Annotated in this window: 10 protein-coding genes; 2 read left to right on the top strand and 8 right to left on the bottom strand. The window is 66.0% G+C overall.

Annotated elements, in window-relative coordinates; genetic code table 11:
* The 4 genes from MRBLWS13_RS18505 to MRBLWS13_RS18490 are packed head-to-tail and all read right to left on the bottom strand — an operon-like array spanning position 1 to position 4418.
* A complete protein-coding gene (locus MRBLWS13_RS18505; protein ID WP_349426780.1) occupies positions 1-1248 on the bottom strand; it encodes a hypothetical protein in 1248 nt (415 codons plus the stop codon).
* Positions 1238-1672 carry a DUF2304 domain-containing protein gene (locus MRBLWS13_RS18500; protein ID WP_349426779.1) on the bottom strand — a complete coding sequence of 145 codons (435 nt, stop codon included), beginning with the start codon at positions 1670-1672 and terminating at the stop codon, positions 1238-1240. The genes MRBLWS13_RS18505 and MRBLWS13_RS18500 overlap by 11 nt, the downstream gene beginning before the upstream one ends.
* Positions 1669-2400, bottom strand: coding sequence for a glycosyltransferase family 2 protein (locus tag MRBLWS13_RS18495; RefSeq protein ID WP_349426778.1), 732 nt, complete (start codon positions 2398-2400; stop codon positions 1669-1671). The genes MRBLWS13_RS18500 and MRBLWS13_RS18495 overlap by 4 nt, the downstream gene beginning before the upstream one ends.
* A 44-nt stretch (positions 2401-2444) precedes the next feature.
* The gene (locus MRBLWS13_RS18490; RefSeq protein WP_349426777.1) at positions 2445-4418 is read right to left on the bottom strand and encodes a hypothetical protein; all 1974 of its coding nucleotides are present in this window, start codon (positions 4416-4418) and stop codon (positions 2445-2447) included.
* Between MRBLWS13_RS18490 and MRBLWS13_RS18485 the strand changes: the two genes are divergently transcribed.
* Together MRBLWS13_RS18485 and MRBLWS13_RS18480 are read left to right on the top strand one after the other, a co-directional pair.
* Positions 4400-6049, top strand: a complete 1650-nt coding sequence (locus MRBLWS13_RS18485) for a DUF2142 domain-containing protein (RefSeq protein WP_349426776.1) — start codon at positions 4400-4402, stop codon at positions 6047-6049. The two genes, MRBLWS13_RS18490 and MRBLWS13_RS18485, sit on opposite strands and share 19 nt — an antisense overlap.
* Before the next feature lie 11 nt (positions 6050-6060).
* Positions 6061-7455 (top strand): glycosyltransferase family 4 protein, encoded by a 1395-nt coding sequence (locus MRBLWS13_RS18480; protein WP_349426775.1) that lies wholly within the window; start codon positions 6061-6063, stop codon positions 7453-7455.
* A 10-nt stretch (positions 7456-7465) separates the two neighbouring features.
* Here MRBLWS13_RS18480 and MRBLWS13_RS18475 read toward each other — a convergent pair whose 3' ends face one another.
* From MRBLWS13_RS18475 to MRBLWS13_RS18460, 4 genes are all read right to left on the bottom strand, one after another.
* Positions 7466-8227: a class I SAM-dependent methyltransferase gene (locus MRBLWS13_RS18475; protein ID WP_349426774.1), complete on the bottom strand. Its 762-nt coding sequence runs from the start codon at positions 8225-8227 to the stop codon at positions 7466-7468.
* Positions 8228-8455: 228 nt separating this feature from the next.
* Complete coding sequence (locus tag MRBLWS13_RS18470) at positions 8456-10294, bottom strand: glycosyltransferase (RefSeq protein WP_349426773.1); 1839 nt, start codon at positions 10292-10294, stop codon at positions 8456-8458.
* 7 nt (positions 10295-10301) lie between these two features.
* Positions 10302-11516, bottom strand: a complete 1215-nt coding sequence (locus MRBLWS13_RS18465; protein ID WP_349426772.1) for an ABC transporter ATP-binding protein — start codon at positions 11514-11516, stop codon at positions 10302-10304.
* Positions 11517-11518: 2 nt separating this feature from the next.
* Entirely contained in the window at positions 11519-12433 is a 915-nt protein-coding gene (locus MRBLWS13_RS18460) for an ABC transporter permease (RefSeq protein WP_349426770.1), read from the bottom strand.
* Between the last annotated feature and the right edge of the window lie 9 nt (positions 12434-12442).

Raw genomic sequence — 12442 nt, 5'->3', positions numbered from 1 at the left:
CTACGTGACAGGATCGGTCGTGCGCGCATCGACTTCGGGGTGTCGCCACACGGCGATGATGTGAACAGCCAATCCGATGGCGGGCGGAAGCAGGAGTGCCACCATCAGCCGCGAGGTGAACGGGAGCGGCAGTGTCATCGAAACCACCGTAAGCACCGCCGCGGTAACCCACCCTGCGGTATACGGCACGTGCCGACTCCGTCCGAGCAGGGCCGGGCCAGTCACGCACATCATTCCGACGAGACCCGCACTCACGGTGATCGCCGCCATCATTGCGGGGGCGACCGCGTACTGACCACGTGATAAGAGGTCAATCACCCATGGGCCGATCGCCCATGCCGCCGCCGCCAGCAGCGCGACGGCAGCCGCAGAAAGAGCCAGCGCGGTCATGATTCGCCTCACCACACCACGTCCGGCGTCGCGGAAGATGGCGACGAGGTAGCTCTGTAGTGCGAGGAGAGGCACGACTAGCGGTGCGCGGGTAAGTGTGATGGTGAGGATCAGCCCCGCCAGCACGATATCGCTCGTATCATCTGCGGTGAGGCCGAGGAGCAACGGCATCCCGTTCATCATGACACCCATCGCCGACGCAGCGGTCACCGTGCCGGCGGCATTGGCGAGGAGGCGGCCAAGCCGAACGTCGAGGCGGAAGGCGCCGACGACATGCCGTCGCACACGGAGCCAGACCAGGAGGAACGCCAGCCCGAACGGCAACGACACCGCGAGCGCAATCCACTCGGGTGACCACCCCGAGAGGAATGCCGCCAGAAGAAGCACAGTCCGGATCGCGACGTCGACGATTGTGGTCGCGGCGACAGCCGTCCAAAGGTGCAGTCCGTAGAGAACGCCGCTCAGCACGGCGATCAGGACGTAGCCGACCATACCGGTTCCGAGCGCCACTGCCAGCATCCCGGTCGGGCCCCGGAAAACGGTGGGACCGGCCAGAAGGGCGACCGCCCCCGCAGCCAGTAGGACAACGCCAATCACAATCAGCGTGAACGAGCGGAGCGTCGCGTTCGGTGACGATTCCGCGGCGCGACGCGACGCCCGCGTGACCTCCTGCTGCACCCCCGACAGCGCCGCGACGCAGAGGTACAGCGTGGACCAGTACATCGAGAACGTGACGTAGGCAGCCCCGTCAGGCAGAAGTGCCGGGGCAACGAGTTGGATGCCGTAGCCGAGGATTCCCGCCACCACGGTGGCGATGAGGATCGCTCGCACGCCTGTTGCGGCGCCCTCAGCTTTCATCGTCAGTTCGACCGGCGGTATCCGTGTCCGCTGTGGGGATGTCGGCCGACGGCGCCGGATCCTGTCGGCCGGTATCCGTCCCCATAGCCTGCCGAAGCTCATCGACCTCCGTGCGCACGATCGCGACGTCTTCGGCGACCCGGCGCACTTCGTCCTCGGCCTGTGAGAGCTCCCAAGAGAGGTGAAGGGCGACCCCGACCAGCAGAACGAGCGCGAGGGCGAAGATCAGATTCGACGGCACAGCGACGCCGAGCGCATTGGACAGGCCCAGTAGTAGCCCTGGGAAGATCGCCAGCACCAGGATGACGATTCCGATGAGAAGCCACAGCGTCGCATACTTCTCGCGAAGTCGCCGGCGCAGCAGTAGCGAGATGATGATCGTGAGGACCAGCAACGCGAGCCCGATCCCGGCGATGACGATCACGCGCTCACCTCCGTTGAGCCACGGCGCCCGCGCATCAGCGCCAGAGAAAGTGCGAACACAGACCGCAGCAGATAGATGGTGGAGCCGATCGGGTTCTGACTAGGCTTTCCGTGGACACGAGGACGCATGGCCACCGGCACCTGGGTGACCGACAATCCCGAGTGGATCGCACTCACGAGCGAATCGACCGTGTCCCCTAGATACTCCGCCGGATAGTAGTGCACGTACTGGTCGATCGCCCGGCGGTTCGCCGCTCTGAAGCCGCTGGTGACATCGGTCAATCGCGTCTTCGCTACTCGGGAGAGGACGTTGGCGAGGAAGACCATCGCCCAGCGTCTCGGTCCCTTCGCCTCATAGTCGCCGACATCCGCGAAGCGTGCGCCGATCGAGATGTCCGCGCGTTCGAGCCCAGCCAGCACCGCAGGGATGTCTCGTGGATTGTGCTGCCCGTCCGCGTCTACTTGAATCGCCCTCTGGTACCCATGGCGATGCGCGTAGGTGAATCCGGTGCGCATGGCGCCGCCGACACCCATGTTGAACGGGAGCACCAGCACCCGCGCTCCGGCCTCACGCGCGACGCGGGCGGTGTCGTCCGTCGATCCGTCGTCCACGACGACGACGTCGTACTCCATGAACTGATCGAGGATCTCGCGCACGGTGTTGCCGACGTTCCTGGATTCGTTCCATGCGGGCACGATGATGAGCGTGCGCTCGGAATGCTCAGGCATGGTGCCGCCATCCTATCAATCGAGTGTGTCCGTTTCCGTGAGCGTCAGGGGGCGAAGACAACAGGGCCGAGTTCGGGGCATGCCTCCTCGACTCGCTCCACGATCGACTCGTCCGCTGTGATCACGGTGACCGGCGCGCCCATCAGTCGCCTGATCGTGCACAGATCACCCATCGACTGGCCGTCGTGGTAATAGGCGTACTTCCGCAGTTCGACATCGCTGATGCCACTCGACGAGAGTTGAACGACCCAGAACATGATCCAATCCTCGTCGGGGTCCGTCGACTGCCACAGCATGGTCTTGTCGCCCGCCGAGGTCAGCTCGACGACTCGGTCGAAGACTCGGTCGTCCTCTCCGACAGAGAAGTAGTCCCCAGACAGGATCCGCGCGAGCGGGTCCTTCACCGCCTGCGGGTCATTGCTGAAGGTCGGTACAGTCGCACGAGCGAACTCGCCCACACCCACCAGCGCTGTCAGCACGATCATGAATGCGAATGCAGAGCGCAGACTCTTGGCGGAGATTGCCGCCGCATAGGTCAGGCCGGCAGCGACGCCGACGATCAGGAGCATGGCCAGGAAGAACCACAGGAACTTCAATTGGTAGTAACTCCACAGATTCTGCTCGCTCCGGCGAAGCCACAGGAGTAGGCCGAGGCATAGTCCACCCCCACCCACCAGCGCTGTCAGCACCCACACCAGGTCAAGCGACCGTGTCGCACGCGCAAGCAGCAGTCCGAACCCGACCGCAAGGAGGAGCGCGACGAGGACGATCACCTTCTTGAACTCGAAGACTGCACCGAGGGCCTCGGTGAGCAACTCTCCCTGACCAATCAGCGCGGGGACAGAGAGCGTCACGAAAACGCCGATCGGCTGGAGGACGGCGGCGATGGCCAGCAGCAGCCTGCCCCGTCGAAGGGCGAACACCGCTCTGCGCTGCACGATCAACAGAACGAGGAACGCAACCCCGGGGATGCCCGCGAGCGGTGCCCACAAAGCGAGCGTGAGAGCGATCGACAGCGCGAGCGTTACGAGGGACGTCAGCACGGCGCGATCTGCGTGGACCAGCGTGATAAGTGAGGCGATCAGGAGCGCGATGGTGAGATGGAAATTGACGAAGCCCAAGGTCACCGGCCCGGACAGCATGATCCACGTGAGCGGGACCGCCGACGTGATCGCGGTCGCGACCAGCGTCATCATCGAGCGTCCCCGCGAGATGGCGAGAGCGAACGCGCCGCACAGGACGCAAGCCGCGACGATCGCGAACGACCACATCTCCGCGAGCGCGATGATCTGGGCGCCCGCGGAGGGTGCGCCGCCGAGCGCAGCTGGCAGTGTGAAGAAGGCGACGAGGGCGGCCGTAAGCGGCACCGGGTTTCCGCTTCCCAGTGTCACCCCGCCGGCTTGCAGAAGCTCGCGGGCGAAGAGCACGTTGTTGGCGGCGTCACCTGACATCGCCCACGCCAGCGGGGTGCCACCGGGAATCACGGCCGCAGCGAGAAGAACCCCGCACCAGACGAGGCCACCGAAGGCCGCGAAGCCGAGCTCGGATCCGTCGATGCGCCCGAAGGACGATCCGGCGCGATACAGCCGAAAGGCGAAGAAAGCGCCCGAGGCGACTCCGATGACGAGGAACAGCACCAGCGGGGAGATGCGGGTGTAGCGCGCCGCGATCATCACCACGAGCACGATCCAGGCGAATGCGACGAACATCAGTGCGAGGCTCGCGCTGAGCGACATCCGCGCTCGGAGGAGCAGGAGCGCGGGGATGAGCACCACTACGACGAGCAGCAGCAAGGAACCACCGAGGAGCGGCCACACGCACGCTGCGACGAGCAGAGCGGCATAGGCTCCGAGCAAGATCATCCGCCGATGCGATCCCACAGGTGACGGCATCCCAGCTCTCCTTCTGCGGCGCGGCTCAACCGGGAAGCGCCTTCTGAACAATAGTGGGTGGAGCCTGTGAAAACTGACCTCGGCATGCCTGCGGGTACGATGCTCAAGTGACAGCCCGCACCCCATCGCCTCGCCGGAAGCTCGTCTTCGCGATCCTGATTCCCCTTCTGGCGTTCTTGTCACTCGGCGCATGGTCGGTCGCGTCCCCCGTCGGCGCGACGCCGGACGACGACTTCCACCTCGCCTCCGTATGGTGCGGACTCGGCGACCGGCCCGGCCTGTGCGAGAACCGCGACGAGGACGCCGTAGAGCGATTTGTGCCGACCCCCGTCACGACGGCGATGTGCTACGCATTCCACAACGGCGCGAGCGCAGATTGCTGGAACGGCGAAGACGACGGCATGTCGAAGGTGAAGCGCGCCAACGTCGATCGTCTGTACCCCCCGCTCTTCTACGGCACCATGTCGGTGTTCGCCAGCACCAACGTCGCCGCATCCGTCATGGTGATGAAGCTCGTCAACAGCGCGATCGCCGTCGGCCTGCTCACCGGCGTCTTCTTCGCCCTGCCTCGCCGGCTTCGTCCCGCGCTCGTCATATCGGTCGCGGCGACCGCGGTGCCTCTCGGCATGTTCATCTACGGGTCGACGAATCCCTCGTCCTGGGCGCTGCTGTCTGCCGCGACGGTGTGGATCTCGCTGTACGGCGCGTTCCAGGTCGACGGGCGCCGCAGGTGGGTGCTTGCCGGCCTTGCCGTGCTCGGCGCGGTGATGGGTGGGGGCGCTCGCGCCGATTCGGCCGTCTACGCGGTGTTCGGCGCCCTCCTGGCGGTCTTCCTCGTCGTGCGACGGAAGCGGATGCCGCTGGTGCCGCTGCTCGCGGCGGCGATCATCGTGGTGATCAGCGTCGCGTTCTATCTGAGCGCCTGGCAGGGTGCATCGATCGTCGGGGGCCTCGACAGCGAACGCCCGCCGCTCTCGGGGCCACTGCACGTGTCGAACCTTCTGTCGGCACCCAGCCTCTGGATGGGCGCCCTGGGCGGCTGGGGACTCGGCTGGCTCGACACCCCGATGCCCGCAGCAGTTTCCGTCCTGGCCGGTGCCGTCTTCTGGGGCTCCTTCTTCATCGGAGGCGGCCGTGCATCCGTGCGGCGCGGAATCGCCATCGGGCTCGGCGTGGCGGCGATGTGGCTCGTGCCGGTGGTTCTGCTGGCGCAGTCGCGGATGCTGGTGGGCGAGCTCATCCAGCCGCGCTACCTCATGCCGCTGATGATCATCACCATCGGTGTCGCGTCCGCGCGTCTCGATATCGCGCGCGCATGGCGGGGCTTCCGCTCGATAGCAGCCGTTGCGGCGCTGGCCGTCGCGAACATCGTCGCTCTGCACACCAATATCCAGCGCTACACGACGGGCCTCGACCAGTTCAGCGCAGACCCCGGCGCGAACGCCGAGTGGTGGTGGGCATGGGCGCCGAGTCCCGTCGTAGTGTGGCTGGGCGGCGGCCTTGCCTTCGCCGCCGTCCTCACACTCCTGGTGCTGCTGCTCCCCGCCGGCGAAGTGGTCGCCGATCACGAGCAGCGGTCATTCGCGACTGTAGGCGGAGAGCCATCCGAATCGGCATCAGCGCCCGCCGTGGCGGACTCGCGGCCTGACGAGACCGTCGCGAAGTCCCGCGCAGGCGGTGGCGGGAGCGCTCTTGCCGGGCACGAAGACGGGGTCCGCGGCGACCACGTGGTCGCCACCGAAGGCACCACGCAATGATGTCGCCAGCAATGACCGGCCGTACGCGCGTGCTCATCATCACAGGCGACCTGATCGGCGAGCGGATGGCCGGACCGGCGATCCGCGTATGGAACATGGCTGAAGCGCTGTCCGCGGCCTGTGACGTGCGGATCGTCTCGTGGAACCGGATCGAGCGCACCTCAGACCTCTTCGACACCGTTCATGTGCGAGAAGCCGACGACCGGCAGATGCGCGACCATGAGGCGTGGGCCGACGTCATCATCGTCCAGGGCACATCGTTCCGTGTCTTCCCTAGCATCGCCCAGACTCAGAAGATCGTCGTCGCCGACCTCTACGATCCCTTCCAGTTGGAGCAGCTGGAGATGAACAAATACGCTCCCCCTGCGGAGTGGGCGGACGAGGTCACCAAGGCGGTTTCGCTCCTCAACGAGCAGCTGGCCAGGGCGGACTGCTTCTTGTGCGCCTCGGAACCTCAGCGCAACCTCTGGCTCGGCGGCCTGTCGTCGATGGGTCGCCTGAACCCGACGACCTATTCCGACGACCCGACTTTCGAATCCCTGCTGCGGCTCGTTCCCTTCGGGGTGCCCGGCGAACCACCGGTCCAGCGACGACACGGCATCAAGGGAACCGTGCCAGGTATCGCCACCGACGACAAGGTGCTGATCTGGGGCGGCGGGATCTACAACTGGTTCGACCCGGTCACCCTGGTCGAGGCAATGGGACTTCTGGCCGACGAGCACCCCGAGATAAAGCTCTTCTTCCTCAGCGCGCGACACTTCAATCCCGACATACCCGAGATGCAGGCACTCACCGACACGGTCGAATCCGCTGAGCGCCTCGGGCTCCTCGATCGCACCGTGTTCTTCAACGACGCGTGGGTCGATTATGAACGCCGGGCGGACTATCTGCTGGACGCCGACATCGGCGTGAGCACGCACCTCATCCATGCTGAGACGCGCTTTGCTTTCCGCACACGCATCCTTGACTACCTGTGGGCGGAGTTGCCGATCGTCGCGACCGACGGCGACAGCTTCGCCACACTGATCCGGGATCGCGGCATCGGGCGCGTCGTGCCCGCCCAGGACGCGCCCGCCCTGGCAGCAGCGATCGTCGAGATGGTGTGGGACGAGGATGCCCGGCGCGTGGCGGCGGACAACCTCAAGGCCGTCCGCGAGGAGTTCATGTGGTCGCGCGCGCTCGCGCCCCTCGTCGCTTTCTGCACCGACCCCAAGCCCGCCCCCGACCGCGACCTCGTGCTGCGTCGCGTCTCAGCGGTGGGAGGCACGACGTTCGAGAGGATCCTCGCGATGCCGCGGGGACCCCGTCGCGACTTTGCGCTCGTGCGCCATTACTGGAAGCAGGGCGGACCCGCACTGGTACGCAGGAAGATGCTCACCCGGCGCGAGCGCTTGCAGCGCGACTAGTCGTCGCGCTTCAGCCACGCCGTCGACGCAGTCGGCCGAGGCTGCGCAGAGGCGCGGTCAGTCGCCAGCTGGTGCTGTCCTTCAGCGCGTCGATCTGCGACTGCAGCTCGTCTTCGTGCACGGCTCGCAGCCGCACTTCCGCCCAGGCGCGTTCCGCGTCTTCCACGACGCTCTCGAGCCACGCCTGTCGGGCCACAACCTGCCCGAGGCGCTCGGCGTCCGCGCGGACCAGAGCAGCTGTCGCCTCGTCGGCGTCGAACAGTGCCCGCAGCGGCTCGTGCTCCACTTCCCCGACCGCCAACACGCCCAGTCCGTGACCGTGCTCGAAAGCGAAGGAGCGCGTCGGATCGGCGACTTCGTCCCAGAGCCGCCATACCCCGAAGCCGTTCTCGCGTTCGGCGATGTCGTGGAAGAGGATCACTCCACCGTCCCGGACTGCGCTGCGCCACTCGGTGTAGTCGGCGCGAGCATCCTCGTATCCGTGGCGCCCGTCGACGTGCAGAACATCCACCGAGGCATCCTGGAACAGGTGCCGTGATTGCGCGAACCAGCCTGGAATCAGCCTGACGGTGTCGGGGTAATCCCGCTGCGCGACGCCGCTGACGTAGTCGTACACCTCGTGCCCATAGTGGCCGGCGTGATCATCGCCCTCCCAGCTGTCGAGTGCGCTGATCGTGGTGTTCAGGCCGAGCCGTTTCACTGCCTCCGCGAACGCGAAGCAGGAGTAGCCGTAGTGCGTACCGAGCTCCACGATGTCGCGTGGTCGCAGCACGTCTACCAGCCAAGCTGCGAACGGGGCGTGTGTGATCCACGCGGAGTCGGGGTAATGAACCGGAAGCCAATACGACGCTGGGCGGAGCCAGAAAGGCGGAGTCTCGTGATCCAGCTCGGCTCCCTTCATCTCGAGGGACACTTCCATAGGCCGTTGCTCCGTTGCTCGGGTTGCCTGAAGCATAGGCGCCCGTGACGACTGTCGCGAATCGGCGCCGCCGGACTCCGGCTACGGGGTGCGACCCCCGCGACCGTCCACGGGCCCATCGAACAGATCGTGCCACGCCGCGGGCGAGGCGAGTTCGGCAACGGCCGCGCGGTACGTTCGCGCCAAACGCGGCCACCGTACCCATAGACGCGCACGGAGACCGACCGCATCCCACAGCAGACGCGATGCGACGCGACGGTCACGACGGGCGACGAAAGCACCCGTTCCCGTCGCGCTGGCCACGGTGGCGCTGTCGAGGAGACCCAGCACCCACCACTTGCCCTCCGCGCGCGGGAGTGCAGCATCGACCAGCGACACGTTCGCTGCGCGCGACCGCCTGAACTGATGGACGGCCACGCGGAGGAGTCGCCGGACCGCTTCGACACGTCCGGCCGGGGCTGCCGGGACCGGTCCGCCACGTTCAGCCGGAAGCTGGGCTTCGGGCACCACGGACTGTCCCGCGCGAGCCATGAGAACGCGCATGTCAGTCGTGCGCCTTTGGATCGTCCGAGGAAGGTGGGCGGGGCCGTCGAGGACATCTCGCAGCGCCACGCGACGCGCCGCCGCCGAGCCGTACTGCATGCACAGCAGATGGTTCACGTCTTGCGCGAATGACGCAGACAGTACGCCGCCGCCCCTCGCCGAGGCGGAATGCACTAGCGCGACGACGAGGCGGTTGCGCAGCTGGAAATACGCTTGCCAGTCGAGCCCGTCGTCCTTCCCGGTCCATGGCATGTGCCAGAGCGCGGCACCGGGAAGAGTCACGGTCGGCGCGCCGGCCGCCGCAGCCCTCAGCCCGAACTCGGCGTCGTCCCACTTTATGAAGAGCGGCAGCGAAGCTCCGACCCGGCGGACGAGGCCGAGGGGCACCAGGCACATCCACCAGCCGTTGAAGTCGACGTGGTGCAGACGACGCAGCCCCGGTGTGGATTCGATCGTCGCGACGGCGAGATCGACCGGCGCCAGGGCGGGCTCCACGGAGGTCCACCAGAAGCCGCGCCGATCAACACGCTCACCGACGGAATGGAGAACCGTTCGCTCGAGCAGGCTGAGCATGTGGGCACCCACGATGGTCTCGCGCGTCGTGCGAGCGGCGAACGCCAGCATGCGTAGGACAGAGTCCGGCTCGAGCAGCACATCGTCGTCGAGGAGCAATGCGTGGTCAGCCCGCTCTTGGAGCGATTCGACCATTCCACGGCTGAATCCGCCGGAACCGCCGAGGTTACGTTGCTCGATCAGCTTCAATCGTCCCTCGAGCGCCGCCGCGGCCCGGTCGAAACCCGGGACTTCGCGCACAGGACGATCTCCCTGATCCACCACGATGACGCGCACCAGCTGTTCGCGCACCAGGCCGTCAGCGGCGAGGCGCTCGAGGACGCCTACGCAATCGATTCCGCGATTGTGGGTGGTGATGCAGACCGTCGCCGTCGCGGTCTTCGCATCGGGCGCAAGCCACGCACCATCGCGGAACGTGGTGCCTTCACTGCCGGCCTCCACCTCGAGCCAGAACCACGCGCCGTCGCCGATGCGGATGTCCCACGAGAACGCACCGTCCGCGGGAACCGTCGCCAGCACACGCCGCCCGTCTTCCTCGTCAGCCGCGCATACCCTGACGATCGCGGCGCCGTCGAACTCGCCGACGACAGTGATCCGCTCGATGTCGGTATGGGCGTTCCAGTACCCTGCGGGAAACGCGCCGAAGTACGTCGCGAGGGATGCCGTCGCTCCCGGCGCGACGGTGAGGCTGAAGCGGTCCCATGACACCGCGTCCGACTCTGCGCGGACGTAGAGCTCGTGGGCCGCCTCATCGCCTGGTTGCGGGAACAGAAGGCGCTGAACGCTCCGCGAGCCCTGTGGCATCCGGCGGCTACTTCTCGTCGATACGGATCGCCGCCGCAACCGGACCGATCGTCGTCGGAAGGCCTTCGACGGTGAACTCGGCGCCTTGCATGAGCGAGTGAGAGGCGTCGACGCTGATGCCCGAGACGTTGGCGTTGACCACGTACCGACCAGGGCTGAGCTGCGCACCCTCCACCGCGATCTCGACCGACGTCTCGCCGTCGAGCGGCGCCAGGCGCAGCTGCAGGAGATCTGTGTTGGAGGCAAGGGCCATCTGTCCCATGGCGGTGTCGATGCTGAACCCGATCGCCCACTGATCGATGGGCAGATAGGACTTGACACGCACACGCATGGCGAAGGATTCACCGACAGCGAGGGTATCGCAGTCCACCCCGTCGGCTCCGACGATGTCGATGCCCTGGATCGCCATCGCAGTGCTGATCTCATCGGGGCGGGCTTGACCGACGGCGTTGTTCGCCAGCAGTTCGCGGAAGCGCTCGATCGCCGTGACCGGGATGCCGTCGAACACCATCTGGCCGCGATTCATGACGATGACCCGGTCGCAGAGAGCGGCGATCTGGTCCAGAGCGTGGCTGACGATGATGATCGTGCGCCCCTCGGACTGGAACTCGCTGATCTTGTCGAGACACTTGCGCTGGAACTGCTCGTCACCGACGGCGAGGACCTCGTCGACGAGCAGGATGTCGGGGTCGGTGTGGACGGCGATCGCGAACGCAAGTCGCACGTACATGCCCGATGAATAGAACTTGATCTGCGTGTCGATGAATTCGCCGACGCCTGAGAACTCCAAGATGGCATCGAACTGCGCGGCCGTCTCCTCGGAGCTCAACCCGAGCACTGAGGCGTTGAGGAAGACATTCTCTCGGCCTGTGAGGTCAGGGTGGAACCCGGCCCCGAGTTCGAGCAGCGCGGCGATCCGCCCTCGTTGCTCGACACTGCCCGACGTCGGCTGGATGATGCCGCCGATCACCTTGAGCAGCGTGCTCTTGCCGGACCCGTTGTGACCGATCAGACCGATCGTGTTGCCCGCTCGGATATCGAGGCTGACATCGCTGAGAGCCCAGAAGTCCTGCTTGTGCGCGCGGCCGGCTCGGCCCAGCGTGATGATCCGCTCCTTGAGCGAGGAGTCCTTGCGTACGGTGAAACGCTTGGAGACGTTGGAGATGCGAACGACCTCGGGGCGCGCGGCCGATGACGAGGATGTTGCGGGATCGGGGGACATGCTCACAGCTCCTGGGCGAAGTCGCCCTGCAGACGCAGGAAGACGCGGTGGCTGACAAGCAGAAGACCCAGTCCGATGACGAGCGCGATGACCAGGCGGAGAAGCAGGTTGGCCGGCTGCTCCAGATCGTCGCCCGCGACCCAGAAGGCGCGTTGGAATCCCAGCACTGCCAGTGTCAGCGGATTGTTCGTATAGATGTCGAGCAGAATCGGGTTCGTGATGATCGATGCGACCATCTGCCAGGAATAGACGACTGGAGACATCCAGAAGAGGAGCAGCGTCGCCACTTCGACGAGGTACTGAATGTCCCGAAGGTAGACGTTGAACGCCGAGAAGATCAGGGCGAACGCCAGACCATAGACCAGAAGGACGCCGAGCGACGGGAGAGCGTAGAAGAAATCGAGCGTGAACGGAGGCTTGCCCACCAGCAGAGTTGCGAGGAAGAGCACGACCAGCTGTACGCCGAAGTTGAACAACGCGGAGCCGGCGCTTGCGAGCGGGAAGACCTCCCGCGGCATGTAGACCTTCTTGACGAGCCCCGCGTTGGCGATGATGGAACCGGTGCCACCGACGGCGATCTCTTGGAAGAGGCCCATCGCTGTGAGGCCGGCGAAGACATAGACAGCGAAGTCCGGGATGCCCCGCGCGGCGCCCAGGAAATGACCGAGGACGACGTAATAGATCGCCAGCTGTACAAGCGGTCGGGCGAGGGCCCACAAGAATCCGAGGGCGGAGTCCTTATACCGGGCCTTCAGATCACGTCTGACCAGCAGACCCAGCATCTCCCGGTGAGCGAAGATCTCGCGCACCGGGCGGACGAAACCGTCCAGTCCCGAGCCGAGCGCACCGACGCTTCGCATGGGCAGTCCGCCCAGGCGCGTGAAGCGCTCTTCGGCTACAGGGGTGAAATCGGGCATAACTGGTCA

This window comes from Microbacterium sp. LWS13-1.2 (assembly GCF_040144835.1).
Lineage (GTDB): Bacteria > Actinomycetota > Actinomycetes > Actinomycetales > Microbacteriaceae > Microbacterium.
Note: the sequence above shows the minus strand (reverse complement) of the source record. Positions and strands in the feature narration are given on the sequence as shown.